This is a genomic window from Citrobacter sp. Cpo090 (assembly GCF_030332665.1).
In the GTDB taxonomy this organism is placed as follows: Bacteria; Pseudomonadota; Gammaproteobacteria; order Enterobacterales; family Enterobacteriaceae; genus Citrobacter; species Citrobacter portucalensis.
In genome coordinates this window covers 181896-205397 of record NZ_JAOWHK010000025.1, presented here as the reverse complement: position 1 = coordinate 205397, position 23502 = coordinate 181896, and the positions used below count along the sequence as shown (strand labels likewise).

Annotated in this window: 21 protein-coding genes; 8 read left to right on the top strand and 13 right to left on the bottom strand. The window is 48.5% G+C overall.

What is annotated here, in order from left to right:
- The first annotated feature begins 356 nt into the window (after positions 1 to 356).
- Positions 357 to 1718: a lysine-sensitive aspartokinase 3 gene (gene lysC, locus OGY83_RS03510; protein WP_286635298.1), complete on the top strand. Its 1362-nt coding sequence runs from the start codon at positions 357 to 359 to the stop codon at positions 1716 to 1718.
- 123 nt (positions 1719 to 1841) lie between these two features.
- Here the strand turns inward: lysC and ychH are convergent, their stop codons facing one another.
- Positions 1842 to 2123, bottom strand: coding sequence for a stress-induced protein YchH (ychH, locus tag OGY83_RS03505; protein WP_003833480.1), 282 nt, complete (start codon positions 2121 to 2123; stop codon positions 1842 to 1844).
- A gap of 274 nt (positions 2124 to 2397) precedes the next feature.
- On the opposite strand from ychH, the gene pth reads away from it, so the two are divergent.
- Complete coding sequence (pth, locus tag OGY83_RS03500) at positions 2398 to 2982, top strand: aminoacyl-tRNA hydrolase (protein ID WP_003020814.1); 585 nt, start codon at positions 2398 to 2400, stop codon at positions 2980 to 2982.
- 115 nt (positions 2983 to 3097) lie between these two features.
- Complete coding sequence (ychF, locus tag OGY83_RS03495; protein ID WP_286635297.1) at positions 3098 to 4192, top strand: redox-regulated ATPase YchF; 1095 nt, start codon at positions 3098 to 3100, stop codon at positions 4190 to 4192.
- Between the two features lie 171 nt (positions 4193 to 4363).
- On the opposite strand, the gene OGY83_RS03490 is transcribed toward ychF, so the two are convergent.
- The 4 genes from OGY83_RS03490 to OGY83_RS03475 are packed head-to-tail and all read right to left on the bottom strand — an operon-like array spanning position 4364 to position 8301.
- Entirely contained in the window at positions 4364 to 4630 is a 267-nt protein-coding gene (locus tag OGY83_RS03490) for a YkgJ family cysteine cluster protein (RefSeq protein ID WP_048224059.1), read from the bottom strand.
- Positions 4627 to 6198 (bottom strand): cobalamin adenosyltransferase, encoded by a 1572-nt coding sequence (locus OGY83_RS03485; protein ID WP_286635296.1) that lies wholly within the window; start codon positions 6196 to 6198, stop codon positions 4627 to 4629. The genes OGY83_RS03490 and OGY83_RS03485 overlap by 4 nt, the downstream gene beginning before the upstream one ends.
- A 46-nt stretch (positions 6199 to 6244) precedes the next feature.
- Entirely contained in the window at positions 6245 to 7342 is a 1098-nt protein-coding gene (locus tag OGY83_RS03480; protein ID WP_079937449.1) for a chemotaxis protein, read from the bottom strand.
- A gap of 38 nt (positions 7343 to 7380) precedes the next feature.
- Positions 7381 to 8301, bottom strand: a complete 921-nt coding sequence (locus OGY83_RS03475) for a helix-turn-helix transcriptional regulator (protein WP_286635295.1) — start codon at positions 8299 to 8301, stop codon at positions 7381 to 7383.
- Between the two features lie 555 nt (positions 8302 to 8856).
- Here OGY83_RS03475 and OGY83_RS03470 point away from each other — a divergent pair.
- Positions 8857 to 9468 (top strand): GntR family transcriptional regulator, encoded by a 612-nt coding sequence (locus tag OGY83_RS03470; protein ID WP_079937451.1) that lies wholly within the window; start codon positions 8857 to 8859, stop codon positions 9466 to 9468.
- Positions 9469 to 9521: 53 nt separating this feature from the next.
- Here the strand turns inward: OGY83_RS03470 and fucO are convergent, their stop codons facing one another.
- From fucO to OGY83_RS03440, 6 genes are all read right to left on the bottom strand, one after another.
- Positions 9522 to 10673 carry a lactaldehyde reductase gene (gene fucO / locus OGY83_RS03465; protein WP_286635294.1) on the bottom strand — a complete coding sequence of 384 codons (1152 nt, stop codon included), beginning with the start codon at positions 10671 to 10673 and terminating at the stop codon, positions 9522 to 9524.
- A 79-nt stretch (positions 10674 to 10752) separates the two neighbouring features.
- Entirely contained in the window at positions 10753 to 11649 is an 897-nt protein-coding gene (locus OGY83_RS03460; RefSeq protein WP_286635293.1) for a dihydrodipicolinate synthase family protein, read from the bottom strand.
- 29 nt (positions 11650 to 11678) lie between these two features.
- The gene (locus OGY83_RS03455; RefSeq protein WP_286635292.1) at positions 11679 to 12779 is read right to left on the bottom strand and encodes a mandelate racemase/muconate lactonizing enzyme family protein; all 1101 of its coding nucleotides are present in this window, start codon (positions 12777 to 12779) and stop codon (positions 11679 to 11681) included.
- Between the two features lie 47 nt (positions 12780 to 12826).
- Positions 12827 to 13822 carry an aldo/keto reductase gene (locus OGY83_RS03450; protein WP_286635291.1) on the bottom strand — a complete coding sequence of 332 codons (996 nt, stop codon included), beginning with the start codon at positions 13820 to 13822 and terminating at the stop codon, positions 12827 to 12829.
- Between the two features lie 28 nt (positions 13823 to 13850).
- Positions 13851 to 15230 (bottom strand): PTS transporter subunit IIC, encoded by a 1380-nt coding sequence (locus OGY83_RS03445; RefSeq protein WP_079937456.1) that lies wholly within the window; start codon positions 15228 to 15230, stop codon positions 13851 to 13853.
- Between the two features lie 13 nt (positions 15231 to 15243).
- Positions 15244 to 16098 (bottom strand): amidohydrolase family protein, encoded by an 855-nt coding sequence (locus tag OGY83_RS03440; protein ID WP_286635290.1) that lies wholly within the window; start codon positions 16096 to 16098, stop codon positions 15244 to 15246.
- A 662-nt stretch (positions 16099 to 16760) separates the two neighbouring features.
- On the opposite strand from OGY83_RS03440, the gene OGY83_RS03435 reads away from it, so the two are divergent.
- The 4 genes from OGY83_RS03435 to OGY83_RS03420 all read left to right on the top strand — a co-directional run bounded on the left by OGY83_RS03435 (position 16761) and on the right by OGY83_RS03420 (position 21092).
- Positions 16761 to 17804: a TRAP transporter substrate-binding protein gene (locus OGY83_RS03435; protein ID WP_286635289.1), complete on the top strand. Its 1044-nt coding sequence runs from the start codon at positions 16761 to 16763 to the stop codon at positions 17802 to 17804.
- Positions 17805 to 17877: 73 nt separating this feature from the next.
- Positions 17878 to 19752: a TRAP transporter large permease gene (locus tag OGY83_RS03430; protein ID WP_191214445.1), complete on the top strand. Its 1875-nt coding sequence runs from the start codon at positions 17878 to 17880 to the stop codon at positions 19750 to 19752.
- Between the two features lie 109 nt (positions 19753 to 19861).
- Complete coding sequence (locus OGY83_RS03425) at positions 19862 to 20626, top strand: SDR family NAD(P)-dependent oxidoreductase (protein WP_191214444.1); 765 nt, start codon at positions 19862 to 19864, stop codon at positions 20624 to 20626.
- 46 nt (positions 20627 to 20672) lie between these two features.
- Positions 20673 to 21092: an RbsD/FucU family protein gene (locus OGY83_RS03420; protein WP_286635288.1), complete on the top strand. Its 420-nt coding sequence runs from the start codon at positions 20673 to 20675 to the stop codon at positions 21090 to 21092.
- A gap of 40 nt (positions 21093 to 21132) precedes the next feature.
- Here OGY83_RS03420 and OGY83_RS03415 read toward each other — a convergent pair whose 3' ends face one another.
- Together OGY83_RS03415 and OGY83_RS03410 are read right to left on the bottom strand one after the other, a co-directional pair.
- Positions 21133 to 22185, bottom strand: a complete 1053-nt coding sequence (locus tag OGY83_RS03415; RefSeq protein ID WP_416089226.1) for a LacI family DNA-binding transcriptional regulator — start codon at positions 22183 to 22185, stop codon at positions 21133 to 21135.
- A 183-nt stretch (positions 22186 to 22368) separates the two neighbouring features.
- Positions 22369 to 23364, bottom strand: a complete 996-nt coding sequence (locus OGY83_RS03410; RefSeq protein WP_286635287.1) for a LacI family DNA-binding transcriptional regulator — start codon at positions 23362 to 23364, stop codon at positions 22369 to 22371.
- Between the last annotated feature and the right edge of the window lie 138 nt (positions 23365 to 23502).

Below are 23502 nucleotides of genomic sequence, written 5' to 3'. Positions count from 1 at the left end.
AACCATGAAATTTTCGTGTTTTTATTATTTTTTTACACGTTTTTACCATTAATGATGCTCGTGATATCTTGTGACAACATGATTTTTCACTTATTTGTCGATAAATCGAATAAAAAAGTCGATCCCTAAATATAAATCACTTAGTATGGCGCGCTTATTTACAGGCTATGTAGATAAATTAATGCGCAGCACCCGGTAACGCGTACAGGCGACACTCGTTATCGACAACAGGTATTCCCTGGGTTGTCAGCAGAAATGTTCGCGGGCGGACATTTCGTAAGGTGAACTTCGTTCCCTTATGCCGAGAATGAAAATTTTCTAGCCATACTTTTATGGCGCCCTGATATGAGATTGTTATGACTCGCATTTATCCACCATCCGTCGTTGCCAAATTTGGCGGCACCAGCGTCGCTGATTTTGATGCGATGAACCGAAGCGCCAGCATTGTCCTTGCTGATCAAGATGTCCGTTTAGTCGTTTTGTCTGCTTCAGCAGGCGTGACAAACTTACTGGTTGAGCTTTCTGAAGGTCTGGAAACACCTCAACAATCAGATAAGATTGAGACTTTACGCGCTATCCAATACAACATTATTTCCCGCCTGAAGCAGCCGTCCGTTATCAGCACGGAAATCGATAATCTTCTCAACAATATACGTCGTCTTGCACAAACGGCGATGGTTTCACCATCTGATGCGTTAAGCGATGAATTAGTCAGCCATGGCGAGCTGATGTCCTCGCTACTGTTTACTGAAGTCTTACGTGAACGGCATGCCGAGGCCGGGTGGTTTGACGCCCGCAGCGTGATGCGTACTAACTCGAACTTCGGCTGTGCCGAACCCGAGCTTGGCACACTGCACCATCAGGTGGAGACTCACCTGCGCCATCGTCTTGAGCAAGCGATCATGGTGACTCAGGGATTTATCGGGCGTGATGCCGCAGGACACACCACTACGCTTGGGCGCGGCGGTAGTGATTACACGGCTACGCTTCTCGGTGAGGCGCTTCACGCCACACGCGTTGACATCTGGACCGACGTCGCAGGGATCTACACCACCGATCCACGCATTGCTCCGCGGGCCAGACGAATCGACCATATCTCGTTTTCCGAGGCCAGCGATATGGCCGCCTACGGTGCGAAGGTCCTCCACCCGGCGACACTGCTCCCGGCAATGCGTAAAAGCATTCCGGTCTTTGTTGGCTCAAGTAAGGATACTGCCGCCGGAGGTACGCTGGTGCACAACACCACCGATAATCCACCTCGCTATCGTGCGCTCGCAGTGCGTCGTAAACAGACGCTGTTGCGGTTACACAGTCTGGAGACGCAACCTTCCTGTTCTTTCCTGGCGCAGTCCTTCGCCATTTTAGCTCGCCACGCGGTCACGGTGGATTTGGTTACAACCTCAGAGAATAGTATTGCGCTGGCGCTGGACGCCACTCATGCAACTTCAGGTGAAGACCATGTGCTGACCACCGCATTGTTTACCGCCTTGTCCTCCCACTGTCGTGTGGAGGTGGAAACCGGACTGGCGCTGGTCACTTTGGTGGGGAATCAACTCACACAGGCTGCGGGAGTTTGCAAAGACGTTTTTGCCTGGCTTGAAGAGCATACGGTACGAATGATTTGTCATGGGGCATCAAACGACAACCTGAGCATCCTGTTGCCCGCTGACAATGCAGACAGCGCGATCAAAGCGTTACATTATCGGTTATTCGAATAACGCTTCTTTGCATACCACCATGAGTAGACGTCGTTTTATGCAGGAATGACGAACAAACAGAGCCCTGGTTTTTCAACCAGGACTTTGTGTTCAAACAACTGCATTCCGAGTTGGGAGAATTATTTAGTTATGCCGATGATTGGTATCACCGCGACGGCAGCGTTTGTCATAATGGCGCACCCACCAGTAACGATCGCTGATTTGTTCGTGCCCCCCTACTCTGGCACCTGCCAACCAGAGGACACCACCAACAAAAATACTGAGCACGGCACCATGTGCGAAAAACTGTGGCAGATTAAATTGCGGCAGTTGGTTTAAAATAGAGTAACCAACACCACCCACCATCACCACCAACCCTAAAGCCATGAGCACGTTACCGAGTAACGAAGCGTTTTTGCGTTTCATGTGTCACCTCCGGAACTTTGGGTTGTTACAGGGAATACCCCTAATCCTTATGTGTAAAGTATAGACAACACTGCCGTTCGCAAGTGCGGGAGCGATCACAATTACAAACACTCATGCAACATAACTTTACAAATAAGCCACTGAACATACTCATTTTCTAATAGTCCATTTGTGCAATTATTCAGCTTTTGGCGATAAGCACGCAGTTTTTTGTCAACAGCATCGTCAGACAGTAAACTACACGTCGTTTATCGAAACACTCAGGACAAAACACGTGGCGATTAAATTGATTGTCGGCCTGGCGAACCCCGGCGCAGAGTATGCGGCAACGCGACACAATGCAGGCGCATGGTATGTCGATCTGCTGGCAGAAAGATTACGCGCTCCCCTGCGCGATGAGCCGAAATTCTTCGGCTACACCTCCAGAGTTACGCTTGAAGGTGAAGACGTCCGTCTGCTGGTGCCAACCACATTTATGAATCTGAGCGGCAAGGCTGTCGGTGCGATGGCCAGTTTTTATCGTATTAACCCCGATGAAATTTTGGTCGCACACGACGAATTAGACCTGCCACCTGGCGTGGCCAAATTTAAGCTTGGCGGCGGTCATGGCGGACATAATGGCCTGAAAGACATCATTAGCAAGTTAGGTAATAACCCCAACTTTCATCGTTTACGCGTTGGAATTGGCCATCCGGGCGATAAAAACAAAGTTGTCGGATTTGTTTTAGGCAAACCGCCTGTTTCAGAACAGAAGTTAATTGATGAAGCGATTGACGAAGCGGCACGTTGTACCGAGATTTTGTTCAAAGATGGCCTGACCAAAGCGACGAGCCGGTTACACACCTTTAAAGCGCAATAAGCAGCGATGTGCGGCATTTTTCTCGCGTGCTGTGTATAATAGGCAAAGTTATTTACATTTCTACAATCTGTTTTCCATAACAGGTTGAATATCAAAAGATTAAGGTGATTTAAACATGGGATTCAAATGCGGTATCGTCGGTTTGCCAAACGTAGGCAAATCCACCCTGTTCAACGCGCTCACAAAAGCGGGTATTGAAGCGGCAAACTTCCCGTTCTGTACTATTGAGCCGAACACCGGTGTTGTCCCGATGCCCGATCCGCGTCTGGATCAGCTGGCTGAAATCGTCAAACCGCAGCGTATCCTGCCAACAACGATGGAATTCGTCGACATTGCCGGTCTGGTAAAAGGTGCGTCCAAAGGTGAAGGTCTGGGTAACCAATTCCTGACCAACATTCGTGAAACCGAAGCTATCGGCCACGTGGTGCGTTGCTTTGAAAACGACAACATCATCCACGTTAATAACAAAGTGGATCCGGCTGACGACATTGAAGTTATCAATACCGAGCTGGCGTTGTCCGACCTCGACACCTGTGAGCGCGCTATCCATCGCGTGCAGAAGAAGGCTAAAGGCGGCGACAAAGACGCTAAAGCAGAACTGGCTGCGCTGGAAAAATGCCTGCCACAGCTGGAAAACGCTGGCATGCTGCGCGCACTGAAAACGCTGACTGACGAAGACAAAGCGGCCATCAAATACCTGAGTTTCCTGACGCTGAAGCCAACAATGTACATCGCCAACGTCAACGAAGACGGTTTTGAAAATAACCCGTACCTCGATAAAGTGCGTGAAATCGCGGCAGCTGAAGGTTCTGTTGTAGTTGCCGTTTGCGCTGCCGTTGAAGCTGATATCGCAGAACTCGATGATGCTGATCGTGAAGAATTCATGTCTGAAATGGGTCTGGAAGAGCCGGGCCTGAACCGCGTTATCCGTGCTGGCTACGAATTGCTGAACCTGCAGACCTACTTCACCGCTGGCGTGAAAGAAGTCCGTGCATGGACCATTCCTGTCGGTGCCACGGCTCCGCAGGCAGCCGGTAAAATCCATACCGACTTCGAGAAAGGCTTTATCCGCGCACAAACCATCGCGTTTGAAGATTTCATCACCTATAAAGGTGAGCAAGGTGCGAAAGAAGCTGGGAAAATGCGTGCCGAAGGTAAAGACTATATCGTCAAAGATGGCGATATCATGAACTTCCTGTTCAACGTCTAAATAAAATTTGTTGTCTCATGAGATCTCAACACATCTCATAAGAATCGCAAAAACCGACAAAATCCACGCAATTGCGTGGATTTTTCATTTCATGGAGTCTCAACTCATCTCGTAACAACGCAGCCCATAATGCGCACATATTGACTCTGATTCATTCGTGAGGCACCCACCCTACAGTTTCTCCAGAATTAAACACGCTTCACGATTAAGTGTAATGAACTCCTGCCAGCTATATTGCTGTTGGTAGTTAAGCTGATACTGCTTCTCTACCTGGCAAATAAGCGGACGTGTTTCATAAATCGCGCACAGCTTTGTCTCCATCTGATAGTGCCGACAAATGCCGTCACCGCGATCGAGAAATTGCGTTTCACTGGCGCGATCGACGTGGCGACAACAAGCGCCGCACTGGTTACAAGGAAACGCGGGCGTTAGCGTCATAGCTTACTTAACCAGCTACGCACAGAGCGGGTATTACCAGCTTCAAACGGTAGCGCAATATTACGGCGCTCAACCTCTGCACGCAGCAACAAACCGCGCTCAATTTCACTATTCACCGCGTTAAGATGCAGCGAGAAACGCGATAACGCAGACGTATCAATAGCAAACTCTAACGCCGAAAGCTCCAGTAGATAACGATCGAGTTCAGCATTCACCTGCTGATAATACTCTAGTGCTTTCTGATACTTATCTTTAAACGTATCCAGAAACGCCCAGACCTTTTTCATCAATGCGCTGTGTTCAAGGAAGTAGTTCATTACCAGCGTCAGAATACCTGTCGCCAGCGCACCGCAGAAAGCGGCCAGTTCAGGACCAAAAGGAAATACGAGCATCCTGGCTAAAGCTTCGTTAACCACCACACCAGCAGCCACGGCTACACCCGCAGCCACCAGCTTGCTCACCGCTTTAGCTAGCTGCCCCGGCGCTAACCCCTCAGGGTTAAAGACCATAACTTTAAAGGCCTGTACCAAATTGTTCCACATCTCACGAATCAGGCGCACCATCATCTTCTTAGTCGTAAAGAAGATATTGAAGAGCGTCGTCGTAATGCTGGAGAGCACGCCACCGATGGCACCGTCTTTAAAGGACGTCAGGAAAGTGCTGAATTTACCCTGCACTCGCTGCCAGACTGCGCGTAATGCCTCCGCCGCATCTTGCAGGAAGTCTCCGGCATCGAATGAACGACGATGCTTCTCAAACATCACGGGAATACGTTCGCGGAACTCAAACCAGGTCTCTGCCAGAACCAGCCCCAACATCTGCCGCGTTCCCATGCGAAATGCATTGTTCATTGTGGCGGTGGCGACATTCTTCGCAAACTTGCTGCTGGTGTAATATTCCTGATTGATTGTACTGTTGTATTTTGCCCGCGCCTTTTTGTCGGCCTCTTTCATCCGTTCAAAATCGGCGGCGGCTTTATTCTCCAGCTTATTCAGTTGTTTTTGCTCTTGCTCGGAAAGCGTTGGCTGGCTGCGTAAACGGGCAATTTCCTGCGAGGTCACAGCATGCTGTTCTTGTAGCGTTTGCACGAAGGCATCCATCGTTTTCGCCTTCTTCGCCTTATTCAGCGACTCATTCGTGAAGGTCAGATTTGATGAATCATTAGCCAGATCGGCACCATCGCATTCGGCAAGGATACGCCCTGGATCGTTGTGAATTTCATGGGCGGCAATAATATGGTCGAGGTTCTTTTTATCATTAGCCGCAAATTTCTCACCGGTGTAGGTATCGGTCAACGTACCGGCCTCGTGCGCCTTTTTTCCCGCCCGGTTGTTGGCAATGTAGTTTTCGTGGCTATGGTAATGATGAGAATCATATCCTTCACGTTGCTCGTACCGTTGACGCTCGGCATCGGTGGCATACACTCCCTCGCGAGCGTTATGAATGGTATTCACATCGCCGCCGTGTTTATCCTCCAGCAAGAGAAAATCCAACCCAAAAGAGGTGGTCAGACTCTTGACCACCGTCTGATGTAACTCTTCACCCCAGTCAAACCTGGCTGTGTTCATTGTGCTCGCCCATAGCAATGCCGGGCAGACTCGCCCGGCGAGTCGATTAAATACGAGAAGAAAATGCGTCAAACTCTGAAGCAGAAGCCGCCAGTTTTTCGTCCAGAATCTCTTTGTTCAGCAGGTTCATACCGTTGCTGTCGGTCTGCAGTTGGATCACGCCATCTTCGATAACGGCTTCACCGTTTTCCTGCGTCACCGGCTTGAACAGCGGCGTGGTGATCACGTCGGTCATGATGGCGGCTAATTCATAACCATGGTCGATAATCGCCATGATCTCTTCCGACTCACTAATCTCGGTAGTGATATTCTTCTCATGGCGTTCAACAATGATGGCATGCATCGCTTTCAGCGGCTCAAAGTAGTGCTGGATAAAGACGCTATGCATACGGGTGATTGATTCATAAATGCTATTTACATACTGCTGCACCTTCGTCAGCTGCGCTTCAGCCGCATTCATTTTTTCCACCGCCGCAGTCACTTCACGGGAGCTTTGATAAGCATTGTTAAGCGCTTTTTCGGCATGGCTATCGTAAGCCCAGCCCGCAATAGCAATCAGCGGAGCCACCACCGCACCGCCAAGCACCATCGCGCCACCAGCCATCCCCCAACCGCCTGCAGCCAAAGAGCCACCACCAATCGCCGCCATTGTGGCGTTATACGCCGCCGCACCAGACAGAGCTGCAATCGGCGTACCGGTAGAAGCTGCTGCAAACGCCATCACACCGCTGTATACGGCGAAACCAGCGGCAGCACCAGACACCCCGGCACCGACGACCGTCGTCAGGTATTCCGTGGCGGAAATAGCCAGGTTCTGAATTTTATTGATGTTATGCTGTGGTACCTTCAGACGAAGATCTTTATGCCCATCTTTCGCCATACGCGCCAGCAGATCGTCGGCAATCGTTTTAAACTCATTGAAATCTTTACCGATCTTCAGCTCTTTTTCACCCAGCTCGGCCAGTTTTTTCGACGTTGTTTCATTCGCCTGATCAAAGCTCTCTTTATGCTTATCAAAGCGACGCTGTGCGCGATCTAATACATCATCAGCTTCCGATTTTTTCTGGTAGCCATCATAAGCTTTTTTGCCGCCAAACGCCGTTGCCGCTGCCGCGACGCCCAGAATAATGAAGGGTAATGCCATAGATAATAATCTCCTGTGCAATAAGTCGTTGTTACCCGCTACGCATCACATTCCTGAACAGGAACTGAGTCGCGATCGCCAGTGATGTAGTTATGCAGTAAGTTGATGACCGTTTTTTTCAACCATTCTGGTTCCAGAATTTCTATATTCGGTAACCAGAATAGAATGAGTGGAATAATTTGATTCTGATGTGCTGCCTTGCAAAGTAAAGTCACGCCATCATTCTCTTCGCGAACCAATTCTTGCTGGGGCAGTAAATCTCGTCTTGCGAAGTAGCCAGCAATACTGTGTTTAATACGCACCCGAACCTCAAACGTCTCTTCACACACCCAAGGATCGCGATGCTCATCAATTAATGACAGTGTGGGTGTATCGACCGCAAAATGCTCTTTCCGGAGATCCAGCCACCGAATTTTACTTAACGAAAAAGACTTTAGCTTTCCGTCCTCAGTCGCCTGCAGATACCAAATATTTTTCTGGTTAACTAATTTATAAGGATGAACGGTGCGCGTTTTGTCTTTATATAAAATATGACAGACGCTGTTTTTCTGAATCGCTTTTTCCAATAAGTTAAAATACTTTCGCAAATCATTTCTGACTGAATGTTCCGGGCGACCAAACTGAACTCTAACATGCTGTTCTGCAGCTCGTTTTTCTAAGCTAAGCCAAAAATCCTCATCTCTGTCAGGAAAAACCGCGTCGGCGTCCAGCAGCTTTGCCAGTGGGTCATGCAGGGCATAGGCGCTATTATTCTGTGCTCGAATCGGTATCAATCGATACTCTCCGCCACCACAGCCCTCAATAAAGGAAGAAAGCATATTAAGATCACGATAGACCGTTCGTTCAGTGATATTAAATTTCTTCATCAACTGATAGCGATTCACAACGCCACAAGTTTGTAGCTCTAATAGGATATCGACTAAACGTTCTGCTGAGCAACTCCTTGCTGAATCAGCCATAAGCACCTACTTTTCTGTTTTCCTGACATGAATTATATATAAAATGCTGACATATCCTGTCAGTGTATCGGCACGCTGATCATTTTTTTTAGAGAAATCGGCAATTTATTTGACCGTTAGTCGTATTGGGCAATCTTTAGGGGCAAAAAGCTCCCCTCATCAAGAGTAAATACCAGAGACATGACAGCCAAAATACCGCCTGCATACATCCTCAACAAACTGGCTAACGGCTATCTCTTCTAGTAAGCCAAATTGAACGTTGAGTAAAAAAACATCATCCGTAGAAGGATGTGGCTGCGCTGACAACAGAAGATCGAAATGGAGGATTTTACACTTCAACAACCACTGATCGGTTTGCGAAACAGTCGCTGTTACGGGCTGTGAGTCTGCAAACCCACCTTAGCCGTCCGGAGGACTGATTCAGACAGTGCTGGCAGAGGCGTTGAAACACAAGCTAATTCGTTGTACAACCAGGCTTACCCATTGATTTCATAGTGACAAGGGGCTAATTTGTATCTCATTAAACATGATTATGACCCTCATTAAAGCCAGACTATGAACATCAGCGAAAAAACATATCATCAATTGAAGGCCAAAATCATCGCCAATGAGTTGGTAGGGGCTATCTCAGAAAATGAGCTATGTCAGGAACTTAATGTCAGTCGAACGCCGTTGCGTGAGGCTTTGTTTCGTCTGATGACTGAAGGCTGGATTGAGCCTTCCAAAAATAAAACGAAAACCATTAAACCCATTACACTCAGTGAAATACGCGATATTTTTCAGATCCGAAAAGACATTGAAATCATGGTGTTGAATTTGTCATGGGAGAACCAGGACCCGCAACGCTACCAGACAATTAAAGATAAAATTGAAGCCGGTTTTCATGATTCGAATGTGTCTTTATTACTCGAAGCTGATAACGAACTACATGAACAAATGCTATCCGATTGCCACAACGCTATTGTGACTAAAACGCTGACCTTCATGTATGACCGGTTACGCATGCTGCGTTCAGACAAAATGAAAAATGATTCAATCATTGATTCATCCAAAGAACATTTGAAAATATGCGCCGGTATTATTGCCCGTGATATAGAACAAACCCGCGAAGCCATTGCCCACCACGTCAACAACTCCTACAACCGCCTGTTCTCCAGCTTTAAATAGGCTATACAAATAACACGACCGGAATTTCTCCCGGTCGTGTGGAAAGTTAAACATTAGTAGAGCTGTCGGTACAACGCCTTAATCTCTTCAACACAGGTATCTCGAGGGTTTCCACCGGTACAGACGTCCGCCATTGCCGCAACGGCCAATGCATCAATATCTTCATATTTCATGCCGATATCGCGCAGTCGGGCAGGAATATTTACGTCTCGGTTAAGCTGTGCCACGGCTTCAACGGCCGCCTGACGCGCCTCTTCGATCGGCATCACCATGGCCTGAGTGTTGCCCAAAGCCTTCGCAATCTGGCGATATTTGTCTCCTGTAAACTCAGCATTGTAAGCCATGATATGCGGCAGTAACACCGCATTGGCGACGCCATGCGGTGTACCATAGAATGCCCCCAGAGGATGGGCCATCCCATGTACCAGACCCAATCCGACATTAGAGAAGCCCATCCCGGCAATATACTGCCCCACCGCCATGCCTTCAGCGTCCTGAGCTATTCCCTGTATCGAACCGCGTAGCGAACGCCCTATCATCTCAATCGCCTTTAAATGAAGCGTATCGGTTAATTCCCATGCCCCTTTCGTAATATATCCTTCGATGGCATGAGTCAATGCATCGACCCCGGTTGCCGCCTTTAAACTGGGCGGCATGCTGGCCATCATGTCAGCATCAATAATGGCAACGACCGGAATAGCATGAGGATCGTAGCAAACGAACTTACGTCGGTTCTCTACATCGGTAATCACATAGTTAATAGTCACCTCAGCTGCCGTCCCCGCGGTCGTTGGAATAGCAATCATCGGTACAGCGGCATTTTTAGTGTCAGCCCCACCTTCAAGGTTGCGAACATCGGCAAATTCAGGGTTGTTAATAATTATCCCTACCGCTTTACACGTATCCTGTGGAGAACCACCGCCAATGGCGACCAGGTAATCCGCGCCCGCCTCACGAAATGCCTCAACACCTTGCTGCACGACGTCAATCGTAGGGTTAGGTATGACCTTATCAAAAATTTGGTAAGGCAACCCTGCGCTATCAAGAATATTAAGGACCTTGGTCGCCACATTAAACTGGATAAGATCGTGGTCAGTAACTACCAGCGCTTTTTTAAAACCTCGCTTTTTAACTTCATCAACGATAGCGTTGATTGAACCCACACCAAAATATGAGGTTTCATTTAATATCATTCTATAAGACATATTCTATACCTTATAACAGAGAGGTATAACAGCAATACCGTATTGCCGTAGTACAATGTATGCTGTTATTGATTTTTGATTATTTGACACTGAACATTATGTCGATCTGTTGCGATTCCTGACGGGTTAGTTCCCCCGCGAAGTTTCTTGATTTTTCCCCAGAATACTGAAAATTATGAGCCACCGCAGTTTTAATTGTGGTAACAAAATCATTACCAACATTATAAATAGCAGAAAGTCTGCTTATCTCACGCTGTATGCCAGTAAGCCGGGTAAGATCATTTTCATCCCATGCTTTAATTGCCTGCACAAAAAGTTCGGGACAAATATTATTCAATCCTGAAATAACTCCCGCGCCACCCGCGAGAAGATTTGGGATGAGATATTCATCATAACCGGACAGAACAACAAAATCGTCTCTAACGGACGCGACTGACTGAATAATGGCGCGAGTATGAGAGAGGCAATCAACAGTATCTTTAATACCCACAAAATTGGGAAATTCTGCCGCTAATTGCGCCACCAGAGTCGCGTCCAGATCGCATCCAGTTCGCGCAGGAAAGTTGTATGCGAACCATTTTCCATTCAGGCGCTGCCCCAGATCGCGGTAGTATGCCAATAGTTGGGCCGGCGTTTGTTGAAAATAGTAGTGAGGTAGAATCATCACTGCTTGATACCCGCAATGCCAGGCCTCTTCTGCCAGACGTATCATATCCGCCATACAGGTAGCGGAGATATTTGCCACCAGCGGCAGCGATGACATTTTCCGTGCCTCACGGATAAGCATCAGTCGTTCATCCAGCGTTAATGCGGTGAACTCCCCAATACTTCCCATTAGCAATACGACATGAGTCCCAGCCTCTTCCAACCGTCGCAAATGCTGCTGCAGTGCCGATAAATCAATATTTCCTTGTTGATCAAAAGGCGTAATTGATGGGCACCATGCACCGTGAAATTGAGCATGATTTTCAGACATAATATATTCCTGAGAAAATAAGAATTGTTTTATTCAATGACATGATAAACAACAGTATCAGTCTGTATTTTCGGCCAGTCCCACTGAATACCCAAACCGGGATCTTCTGGCGGAAAAGCATATCCTTCGCGAATATTCACCTTATTCAGAGTAACACTATCAAGCTGTGGTATATATTCCAACCAACGGCTATTTGTAATGGCGCAACATAATGATATATGCAATTCCATCAAGAAATGTGGACAGACAATTTTGTTAAAACATTCCGCCATATGTGCAACTTTAAGCCATGGTGTAATACCGCCAATACGAGCCACATCAACCTGAATAATATCTGCGGCATTATTCTGTAAATACTCTTTGAAGTGCTGGATGGAATAAATGGACTCACCCACCGCAACAGGAATGGTGGTTGACTCACACAATTTTTGGTGAGAATCAACATCATGCGCCAGAAACGGCTCTTCAATCCATGAAAGATTAATATGCTCCAACAATGCTGCTCGCTGTTTGGCTTCCGAGAATTTAAACGCCTGGTTGCAATCAGTCATGATCACGTACTCATCCCCTACCGCTTCACGTACAGCAGTCAAACGCTCGATATCACGCACCGGACTTTCAGAACCAATTTTGATTTTAGAACCGCAGAACCCCTGGGCCTTAACGGCCAGCGCATCATCAACTAATTCCTGAGTAGTTAAATGCAGCCAGCCCCCTTCGGTGGTGTATAACTTCATGCGCGACTTCGCGCCACCTGCGACTTTATACAGCGGCAAATTCATGCGCTTACACTTCAAGTCCCATAATGCGGTATCAATGGCTGCCAGTGCCAGAGACGTAATGGCGCCAACAGAGGTCGCATGAGTTGAGAACAGCAATGACTCCCAGATGCCCTCAATCATCGTCGCATCCTGGCCAATCAATTTCGGTAACAGGTGATCTCGTAACAGCGCAACCACAGATGAGCCGCCGGTGCCAATGGTGTAGGTATAACCTTCACCAATTTCCCCACTCGATGTTGTTAAACGAATAATCGGTGTCTCTTGTGATACAAAAGACTGAATCGCATCGACACGTTTCACTTTAGGTTTCAAATCAACCATAAAGATTTCGGCTTTAACTATTTTCATTACATCCTCAATATCTGTTTATTTTTTCGCAAAGTTACAAATGATGCTTACTGAATACCAATACTGGCCAGTTCATCCCACAATCCCTGCGGAATTTCCCAGTTAGCCCAGGCAAAATTAGTCAACGCTTGCTCCACGGATTGAACGCCGCAGGTTACGGTGACCACATTTTGGTTTCTTAATGGGAATTGCAGCGCCGCGGCGCCAATCGGCACGGCATGTTTTGCACATAACGCTTCTATCGCATTTACTTTTTCAATAACCTGCGCTGGCGCGGAACCGTATTCATACAACGCCTTAGATTTATCTTTCGCGACTAAAACTCCGGTAGCGAAAGGTGCGGCAACAGCCACCGAAACATTGTTGCTTTCACATTTAGCAAAGAACGCCTGGCGGTCTGTTTCCAGCAGGTTGTAGCGGTTGGCGAGCATTAAGATATCCGGGGCAGCGTTATCCATCACCTCCATCAGGATTGCCTCTTCATTCGCGCCTGCGCCCCAGGCTTTGATATCGCCATTGCGCTTTAGCTCTTCTAATGCCTTCTGCCCTGACTCGCAGAAGGTTTTAAAATGTTGGCGTTCCAGTTCTGTATTGCCGTAGGTATAAGTGCCGAGATCGTGTACATAGAGAATGTCGATATAACGGGTACCCAGTCGCTGGATGGAGTTTTCGTATGAGCGCATGATGCCCTCATAGGAGTAATCAGCCTGGCGGTTAAACGGGTTCTCGTCATAGAAGAACTCCCCCGCCTCAAGACCAGGCTCTTGTTTCCGGGATTGCAGCAAACGGCCAACTTTGGTGGACAAAACATATTCGCTACGCTCCAGTCCGCGTAATCCCAGACCTAAACGCAACTCAGAAAGTCCGCTGCCATAATGTGGTGCAGTATCAAAGTAGCGCCAGCCAACCTGAATGGCCTTATCAACAATATCCATGGCTTCGTTATTGCTCAGCGTTCTGAATAAATTAGCCAGACTGGCCGCACCGAAGGTTAAAGAAGGTACACGAAGCCCTACACTTTTAATTGTATTCTGAGTAATCATAATATTCCCCTGATGTTTATCAGTATTCTTAGTCAACTTTTTTTGCAGTTAATGAGGGCGCTGTCGTTGATTTATTATTAATATTGAAAATCAACTTCAGCACATAAATAATAATCCCGGTCACTACGATAGAAAAAAGACACAAGAGTGCAGGATTCATTCCTTTTAACAGTTCGAACATTTTGTAGAAAATATAGGATATAGCATGTGAACCACCATCAATTGATGAGGCCATCATCTCTTTTGGCACATTCAGTTGCGCCTTTTCGGCCAAAGCCTGCGACACAACAGCGAGATCCGAACCAAACCATAGGATCCCACACACGATGACAATGCCATTAATTAATCCACGGAACATGTTTCCGTTGCATGCAACCGTGCCAAAGACAACAAATATCGGCAGATAAGGGATATCAGCGAATGGCATCATGGTATTAAAAGGCAAAACAGTACTGATCAGGATAGTGAGTGGCACCATCAAAATACCTACAGACAATACCGCAGGATTTTTAAAAGCGATTTCGCCGCTGATACCAAAATAAAGTGATTTTGTTGGAAAACGTTTCTTTACCCATTCAGAGGCAATTTCTGTAATTGGTACCAGACCACTGACCAGCACCCCCGCCATCGTCGGCAATAACACCATTACCGCCGCAAAATTCATCCCGCTCTTAATAATATCGCTGAACGGTAGCGCGCCAAGCATACCAATAATCACCCCCAGAATGGCTCCCATGGCTAACGGACTACCAAAAAAACCTAGTTTGGCTTCAATTTTGCTGAGATTAAGGTCAATTTTGTTAATCAACGGAATACGATCAATTACACGATCCATCAAAAATGCCAGCGGAGCCCAGGCGACAATCTCCGCCTGAGTAATAGTTACGTTCGGCGTGTCACAGAATTTCTGCACATGTGGGGCAATGTAATCGGCGATTTTTAGCGTAATAATAAATGTGATCCAACTGGCGAAAATCCCCATCCAAAATGAACCCGTCACCTGTTCAACAATGATTCCGGCAAATACAAAGTGCCAGTAATTCCAAAAATCAACGTTAAGGGTTTTGGTGGTATTGGTTGAAATCATCAACAGATTGGTGACAAAACATAACGCATACACAATCGGCAGAGAGAGCGCAGCCAGACTGAAGGCGCTAATGAGCGGCCAACCCAGATCCAACACTTCATAGTGAAGATTGAGGTTTTTTACCATCGCTTCTGTCGAGCTGCTGAGTGATGTCACCATAAAACCAATCAGCAACGAAAGACCGAGAAAACCAATACCTACCGTCATTGCATTTTTCGCCGCATCGGCAAGTTTTGCGCCAAAGAGCACGGCAAATAAAAACATAATCATTGGAATGACCACTGCCGGGCCAAATCCGAGAATATATTGAACGACTTCCATAAGTGCCCCCCTGTTACTTTAATGAGTAAACCTTCTCTGCCACGCGATAAAAAAAGTTATCGCTGGAAAGAGCCTGGTGAGATTGCAGGTAGTTCTGGTAAAGCTCTAAAGTGTCGGCGTACGGTAATGCCAGTAGAGAAACTGGCCAGTCGGATCCATACATCACTCGCTCATGGCCAAATGCGGCAAAAACTGCGCTAAAATAAGGTTCAAGCTCCTGGCTCGCCTGCTCAGGTCCCGCCCAGCGGGCGTAATCCGCTTCCGTGACAAGGCCTGATAGTTTGCAAAAAACATTGTTGTAAGCCTCACCAATCAACATTAACTGTTCACGCCAGCGGGTAATTTCCCCGTCGCGAACTACGGGTTTTGCCGCATGCTCGATAACAAAGGTCACCTCTGGACAAGCAGAGATAAGCTGACTAGCCGCCTCCAGCTGTTGGTGCGTAACCAGCAGTTCATACACCAACCCCAGCTCCCCAACACAGCGAACCCCCTGAATAAATTGCGGGGTCACTAAATGACTCTCAGGCAAGCCTTGAGACATATAGCGGATCCCTTTCAGGTAGCTGGATTTTCTCAGCAGTCTCTGCAAATCCTCTGCAATCTCAGCCCCGTGGTTTATATCCACCCATCCAACAACACCTTTTACTTCATCGTGCTGCTCAGCTATATCCAGCAGCCATTCGGTCTCCTCAATTGAAGGGATGGCTTGTACTAAAATGGCGCCTTCGATACTGTTTTCAGCCAATACAGCCTGCAAATCGTCAATAAGAAAATCGCGGCGAATTGCCGCCAGATCGTCTGTAATCCAGGAAAAATGTTCCCCCTGGCACTGCCAAACATGGTTATGGGTATCAATCACTCTCATACTCACCTCCTGTATTCTAATTGTATACAATGAGAATACAATAAAAGTATGTGATTAAAAGGCAACCACGGAATGCACTATCTGAGTACGGGATCACAATTTTCACGGTTTATCTGTAGGCTAAAAAAGGGACGTAAATGCCATAACCGCCGTAGAATCCGATGTCACTGAGCTGAACTATTGCATGTGGTTAATGTGCTGGACGCTTGTCCCCCCACTGAAGTTACAGAAGCAGAATGAGCAGAGAAAAGCGATGGATGGGTAGGTACGAACTGAAATGTGAGCGTTTCGTAAGTGACGATGTATTGGTACGTTCGCGTTAATAAATAACGGTTATTTTTTTGAAACCCTAAATTTCGGCGAGAGTTTAATACACGACCCAACTTCGAGCCTTGCGTGCTAAACAGTGACTAAACAGCACCCCCACGTTTCAGTTTTGTAACATCCACCAGCAAATTAGCGATATCCACCACATAATTCACACATCCCTCCAGTTGATGAAAGGAAGCATATTGCATTTACGTAGTGAGTCGGATAGCGTCTGTAACGTTACACTAAAACGTTACAGAAAACAGAATCAGCAATTTTTTCGTTAAACAAGCTGGCGAAGCACCCTGCCAGATGGCGTTATCACGACCTCTATACTGTGAGAAAGGATAATCATGATGAAAACAACACCGTTTTGTTCAGCCAGACGTTTTCTGGCGCTCGCTTGCCTTAGTAGCGCCCTGATAGCAGGCAGTGTGCTGAGTGCTTCAGCCCAAGCGGCAATCAACTTTCGTGTTTACTCATCTCTTCCGGGAGATGAGTCTTCTGCGCACTATATCTGGTTCAACCGTTTCCAGGAAAATCTTAATAAAAACGAGAAGTTAAAAGGCCAGATTAAACTTAATTATTTCGCCAACGCAATGCTGGGAAAAGAAGCCGATGCCACGCAGCAGGTCCGTATCGGTGCAATTAACATGATGATTTCAGGTACTTCAATCTGGGCTACGCTAGTTCCTGAAGTGGGTGTACTGGATCTGGGATATCTGTTCAAAGACTACGACCAGGTCGGGAAAGCACTGGATGGTAAAGCGGGCGAGCAGCTTTCTAAGCTGATGATGGATAAAGCGAACGTGATGGTGCTGGGCTATGGCTATAACCTCGGCGCGCGCAACGTGTACACCAAAAAAACGATTGAAAAACCGGAGGATTTAAAGAATCTGAAAATCCGCGTACTGCCGGTACCTAACTTTATCGCCACGCTGAATCACATGGGTGCTGTAGCCATTCCAATGCCGGGCGGGGAAGTCTATTCCAGCCTGCAAATGGGCGTGATCGATGGCGTAGAGCATGATGCACCTACCATCTACGCCAGCAAATACTATGAAATCATCAAGAATGGCACGCTGACCCGGCACAGCTTTAACCCGCTGATGATTGCCATGAATAAGAAGAGCTTTGAGCAGATCCCAGAGTCATTACGTGCCGACGTGCTGGCAGCTGCGAAAGAAGCGACGGAATATGAGCGTAAGCAAGCTAGTCAGAAAGAGCAGGAAGCGATTAAAAACCTCGAAGCCAAAGGCGTCACTTTCAGGGAAACCGATCGCGTGTTCTTCGCGCAGGCCGTACAACCTGTCTGGAAAACTTTCCTTGATAAATACCCGCTTCTGAAACCGATGGTGGACGAAATCAGCGCTGTCGCGCCGAGCGAGAATCCATAAGCCATACATCGTCGACCTGTGCAGTTCCGCCGGTCGGCGATGTTGCCCAAACAAACCATGAAAGGAATTCACCATGGCAGATATTTCAATAAAAACAAAGGATGAAAATTCTTTGTTGACGCTGCTGGGGCGGCTGAGTCGGTTTTTGACAACCTTAACGTCCTGGGCTGGGGCGCTGGTGCTGTTTATCAACGTGCTGGTGGTATTCGCTTCGGTGATCTGGCGCTACGCTCTGCACTCACCGATCCACTGGGCGGAAGAAGTGGCGCGTGCGCTGATGATAGCGCTGGTCTTTTTTGGCGTCGCTACCTCGACCGGCAGAGGCGGACACATTGGCGTCGATCTGTTCTTACGCTTCCTGCCTGAAAACGTTCGTCCTTACGTTGTCCATGCCAGCCGCTGGATCTTGTTCCTGGTCTCCGTCGGGCTGGTCGTTTCCAGTTATGATCTGGTGCAAGCTGCGCGATTACAAACCACCGAGACTGGTCTGCCACAGACCATCTATGTCATTCCGGTATTAATCGGCTCAGTGGTGATGATGGTGGCCGCACTGGAGCATGCCCTGCATGAACGCGCCAGAGTGGTGTTGCTTAGCGGTGTTGGGATCATCGTTCTGGCGGCACTAGGTTATCTAAAACTTTCGCTGATGGCCGATCCTGCCAGCGCGGCGGCAGGCCTGATGCTGATTTGCTTCGTACTCGGCATTCTGGCCGGCGTACCGATCGCCTTCACCCTTGGCATGTCCGCAATGGTCTTTTTTATCTGCGACCCTTCCCTGCCCTTTGTCTTTTTCTCTCAGCAGGTGGCTGCGGGTGTAGACCACTTTGTTCTGTTGGCGATTCCATTCTTCTTGCTCGCTGGTGCAGCAATGGAAATCAACGGCATGTCCACGCGTCTGGTCGAACTGATTGTACGTGGTATGGGACGCTTTCGCGGTGGTCTGAACATGACAACCGTGCTATCGATGGCCTTTTTCTCCGGTATCTCCGGCTCCAAACTGGCTGATGTGGCAGCCGTCGGCGGAGTATTAATGCCTGCGGTACGCCGCGCGAAGCAGGACAGCGAAGAAGCCGCCGGTGTATTTGCCGCATCCGCGGTGATGGCGGAGACTATTCCTCCCTGCGTGAATCTGATCGTGATGGGCTTTGTCGCCAACATCTCAATCGGAGCGTTGTTTATCGCTGGCCTGATCCCAGCAGCCTGTCTGCTGGTACTGTTAATGGTCGCCGCCAACCGTTTCGGCGGGAAAATTAACGTCAACGAAGCCTACCCCGTATTACGTCCACGAACTCAGCTTTATCTTGGTGCTGCCGTCGGTCTGGTCATGATCTTCATGATTGGCCGCGGAGTCATGATGGGGATCGCCACCTCCACGGAAATTTCTGCTTTTGCGGTGATCTACGCCATTGTGGTAGGCCGCCTGGCATTTGGTGAACTGACTCTGAAAGCAACGGTGAAAATGTTCGTAGATATCGCGGCAATGTCCGGCGTCCTGTTGTTCATCGTGGCCTGTGCGACCAGCCTCTCTTATGCCCTGACCATTCAAATGATCCCACAACAGATCGCTGAACTTCTGGTCGGGATTGGTATGGAGCAAGGTGCCTGGCTTTTCCTGATGTTAACCATTGTCATTCTGATCATCTTTGGAGCGGTTCTCGAAGGCGCACCTGCGCTGATCATTTTCGCCCCAATTCTGGTGCCGATTGCCATTCAGCTAGGCTTCAACCCACTGCACTTTGGCATTGTGATGATCATGGCAATGGGTTTTGGCCTGTTTTCACCCCCGATCGGCCTTGGTCTTTACACTACCTGCGCCATTTGCGGCGTGGAAATGAAACACGTTATTAAACCTATGACAAAATATTTGGCGGTGGTTTTTGTCGGCATCATTATTGTCGCTATGGCCCCTCCCTTAACCACCTGGCTGCCTGGACTGGCTGGTTACTGATAATTAAATCCTTTATTTGCCACCCTCGGGTGGCAGGGATATCCACGCACAAAAAGCGGTAAAACGTCATAGTCTGATGCCGTTTAAATATGAATAACGGGAGTATGAAATGGGATTATTAAAGGGTAAGAAAGCGTTTATTACGGGTGCAGAACAAGGTATTGGTAAAGAGAGTGCGAAAAAACTGATTGAGGCAGGATGCGATATCTATATTCATTATTTCAGTGGTGATGAAGGCCCACGAGAATTAATGGCTCTCGCCGAACAACAGGGCTGTCGGGCGGCCTGTGGTTTCGCCGATTTAACCAATGAAGAAGATGCAGCCCACTGTGTGGCGCAGGCAGCGGAATTTCTTGGTGGTATTGATATTCTGGTTAATAACGTTGGCGGCATTATTTCCCGCAAATGGCTTGGTGAGATTGAGCCACATTTCTGGCGCACGGTCATCGACGTCAATATGACGACGATGCTGAATGTCACTCAGCAAGCATTACCCTGGCTGAAAGACGCGCCGGACGGAGCCAGTATCGTCAACCTGGCCTCTCTGGCCGGACGCTCTGGCGGTCATGCAGGTTCTCTGGTTTATTCCACCACCAAAGGCGCAGTACTAACCTGGACACGTTCGCTTGCTGCAGAACTCGGTGAACACGGCATCCGCGTCAATGCGGTTGCTCCGGGACTGATTCTGGGTACGCGTTTTCATAATCAACACACCACGCAAGCCTCAGCAGATCAGACAATACAAGCCATTCCTCTGGGAAGAGCTGGCACACCGGAAGATGTGGCAAGGGCTATCTGTTTTCTCGCTTCAGAATATGATGGTTTCATTTCCGGCGCAACTATCGACATTAATGGCGGTATTTACCGGGCATAAATATGTGGCGGGCAATAATGCCCGCCAGCGTTAACAGGTATGACATATGATCAAGTCGGATATTATTCATCCAGATTTATTACAGGCGCTGGCACAGTGCGGACATAAGGCCAATATTTTAATCACCGATGCAAATTACTCTTTTTTAACTAATACCTCTACGCAGGCGAGGATCATCTGGCTTAATTTTTCTCCGGGGATGATCAGTAGCGTCATTATTCTGGAAAAAATTCTCGCCTATATTAATGTGGAAAAAGTCACATTAATGGCAAGCCCGGTGGATTTTAATAATACGATCGAATGCGAATACCGCGGCATGCTGTCGGAGGCGATCGAGATCGAGCATGTCGAGCGTAACGCGTTTTACTCGCAAGCCAAATCGTCCGACACAATCCTGGTCATCGCGTCCGGTGAAACCCGCCGCTTCGCCAATATCCTGCTGACTGTGGCACCAACGCTGATATGACAAAACGAGAAGAATGCGCAATTCTTCTCCTATCACGTCGCTAGCGTACCGATTGTCGGCAAACCAACGACGGAGAGAACAAAAACTCCTCGGGTGGAATTGAGGGGTTTTCTGTCCGTTCAATCAACCGGTCTACCATCACCGCTGCCATTTCCCGGAGCGGTGGCATGATTGAAGTCAGGCCAGGGAAAACCAGCCCGGACAGTGGGATATTATCGATACCTACAATCGAAATTTGTTGCGGCACATGTATCCCGGCCTGATGCAGACCGGCCATCAGCCCAATACCCAGCGCATCGTTGATCGCCACAATACCATCCGGGAGCACCGGCTGTTGGCTGATTTTCAACGCTAGCGCTCGTCCAAGTTCGGTCATTTCCGTGTCGCCATACGCCGCCATGGCCTGACCTTCAATGATCATCCCTTCCCGATATAGCTCGTTATCTTGCACCGCGCGGAGAAAACCGTCGATTTTGTGTGCACGGCTGGGCGTCATCCCTTCTACCGTGGCAAACGCGAGACGACGACATCCCTGGGCGATCAGGTGTTCTGCCGCCATTCGCCCGGCGTCAATATTGTCCATGGATACGCTGTCGAGCGCAAAATGGTCGGACTGTGCGCGCGCAGGCATACGGCCATCATAGTTCACCATCACCATGCCCTGCTCTGCCGCTCGTGCAAAATGCGCTTTTTCAATATCGCAGGCGGCAACGATAATCCCGCGGACGCCATGGGAAAACATATCGTCCAGAAAAGCTTCTTCTTCTTCAATCTGCCGGTAGGTATTACCAATCAGCACCCGGTACTGATACTTTTTGGCGGCCAGATCGACTTCACGGGCCAGCGCGGCAAAACTGGGATTCACAATGGACGGCACCAGCAGGCCAATCATTTTCGCCTGTCCGGTCTTGAGTTGTTGCGCCACCCGATTTGGAAAATAATTCAGCGTCTGCATGCTTTGCTGGATACGCGCCAACGTTTCAGCCCGCATTTGATCGGTACGACCGTTGAGCACATTGGATACCGTACTGACGGAAACGCCAGCATGCTTTGCGACATCACGAATATTCGCCATACATCTCCTTTGCAGCAATCGATGAATGGCGGAAGACTCTCATTCCCGGCATTGCCATCTTCTTAGAAATCATGAACTACAACGGTTTAGTGTAACGTTACAGATTGCGCTGTCAATGCAATGTTTCTGGCAAAATAAACTATGCATGTAATAACGAGACGCGTTGCAAACGCTTGAAATAGAATAGCCACGTCAGGTGAATCATATTGAAGCGCGCGGAAGCCAGGGGCTGTCTACCCGTACAGTATCCCGGTGCTCGATCCCCTGGATAAGGTGCAGTGCACTGAGACGGCCAATTTCATAGTGCGGTAGCTGTACCGTTGATAGCGGCGGTAAAAACAGCTCACCAGTGCCCACCATATTGTCATAACCCAGCACGGCGACGTCCTGCGGAATGCGCAGCCCTCGCCCCAGCAAGACCTGGTAAATAACAAAAGCCACGCGGTCGTTACCGCACACCACCGCATCAAACATCGGGCGCGCGCCGCTCAGGTAATGCCCGGCAATCTCCGCCGCATCAATATGGTGGCTCTCGCCCGGCGGAAGATAGTGGTGGAACATTGCATCAGGGTCGACACCCGCTTCACGACAGGCCCTCTCCATTCCCGCCCGACGGCGATCGGTCGCCACAATTCCTTTCGGCAGGTGGATGCACAGCAGTCGACGATAGCCTGCGGCCAACAGCGCTTTCACGCCAAGATATTGCCCTTGTTCATCATCGGGAATATAGGTGGGAAAAGGGCCGCTTGTGCTTTCACAGTTCGCCAGCACGCAGCGATACTTATGCAGCTTTTCCGGTACCGGTACCTGGCGCAGCCCCATCGCGGTGTAGATAATACCGTCCGGACGATGCGCCAGCAGCAGATCAACCATTTTCTCTGGCTTGTCATTGCTGAACATATTCACCACAAAGCTATTCCAACCGTGCGCCCGCGCGGTCTCTTCGATAGAGAGCGTTATCTCCACGGAAAATGGCGTAGTCATGGTGTCCAGCGCCAGCACCCCAATCGTGTTAGCCGTGGTTTTCGCGCCACGAATTTTCTTAGCGGAGAGATCGGAGACATACCCCAGCGCATCTACCGCTTCCATCACCTTTTTATAGGTTTCAGGCCGTAGTCGTTCGGGCTCGTTAATTGCCCGCGATACGGTCATTAACGAGACGTTAGCCCGCTGCGCCACATCCTTTAAAGATGCCATACCCTCTCCTTCGCCGGTGTTCACTTTGCTGGGATCTGAAAATGCGATCTCGATAACACCTGCAAAATGTTAACGTTAACTTTTGTGATTAACATCGATATTACCACCAAATTTGCGAGAAAACCGAGAATGTTAACG

Bases quoted from the DNA above. Each gene is read 5' to 3' on its own strand.
- lysC (WP_286635298.1), top strand. From the start codon at position 357: ATGACTCGCATTTATCCACCATCCGTCGTTGCCAAATTTGGCGGCACC.
- ychH (WP_003833480.1), bottom strand. From the start codon at position 2,123: ATGAAACGCAAAAACGCTTCGTTACTCGGTAACGTGCTCATGGCTTTA.
- ychF (WP_286635297.1), top strand. From the start codon at position 3,098: ATGGGATTCAAATGCGGTATCGTCGGTTTGCCAAACGTAGGCAAATCC.
- OGY83_RS03490 (WP_048224059.1), bottom strand. From the start codon at position 4,630: ATGACGCTAACGCCCGCGTTTCCTTGTAACCAGTGCGGCGCTTGTTGT.
- OGY83_RS03485 (WP_286635296.1), bottom strand. From the start codon at position 6,198: ATGAACACAGCCAGGTTTGACTGGGGTGAAGAGTTACATCAGACGGTG.
- OGY83_RS03480 (WP_079937449.1), bottom strand. From the start codon at position 7,342: ATGGCATTACCCTTCATTATTCTGGGCGTCGCGGCAGCGGCAACGGCG.
- OGY83_RS03475 (WP_286635295.1), bottom strand. From the start codon at position 8,301: ATGGCTGATTCAGCAAGGAGTTGCTCAGCAGAACGTTTAGTCGATATC.
- OGY83_RS03470 (WP_079937451.1), top strand. From the start codon at position 8,857: ATGAACATCAGCGAAAAAACATATCATCAATTGAAGGCCAAAATCATC.
- fucO (WP_286635294.1), bottom strand. From the start codon at position 10,673: ATGTCTTATAGAATGATATTAAATGAAACCTCATATTTTGGTGTGGGT.
- OGY83_RS03460 (WP_286635293.1), bottom strand. From the start codon at position 11,649: ATGTCTGAAAATCATGCTCAATTTCACGGTGCATGGTGCCCATCAATT.
- OGY83_RS03455 (WP_286635292.1), bottom strand. From the start codon at position 12,779: ATGAAAATAGTTAAAGCCGAAATCTTTATGGTTGATTTGAAACCTAAA.
- OGY83_RS03450 (WP_286635291.1), bottom strand. From the start codon at position 13,822: ATGATTACTCAGAATACAATTAAAAGTGTAGGGCTTCGTGTACCTTCT.
- OGY83_RS03445 (WP_079937456.1), bottom strand. From the start codon at position 15,230: ATGGAAGTCGTTCAATATATTCTCGGATTTGGCCCGGCAGTGGTCATT.
- OGY83_RS03440 (WP_286635290.1), bottom strand. From the start codon at position 16,098: ATGAGAGTGATTGATACCCATAACCATGTTTGGCAGTGCCAGGGGGAA.
- OGY83_RS03435 (WP_286635289.1), top strand. From the start codon at position 16,761: ATGATGAAAACAACACCGTTTTGTTCAGCCAGACGTTTTCTGGCGCTC.
- OGY83_RS03430 (WP_191214445.1), top strand. From the start codon at position 17,878: ATGGCAGATATTTCAATAAAAACAAAGGATGAAAATTCTTTGTTGACG.
- OGY83_RS03425 (WP_191214444.1), top strand. From the start codon at position 19,862: ATGGGATTATTAAAGGGTAAGAAAGCGTTTATTACGGGTGCAGAACAA.
- OGY83_RS03420 (WP_286635288.1), top strand. From the start codon at position 20,673: ATGATCAAGTCGGATATTATTCATCCAGATTTATTACAGGCGCTGGCA.
- OGY83_RS03410 (WP_286635287.1), bottom strand. From the start codon at position 23,364: ATGGCATCTTTAAAGGATGTGGCGCAGCGGGCTAACGTCTCGTTAATG.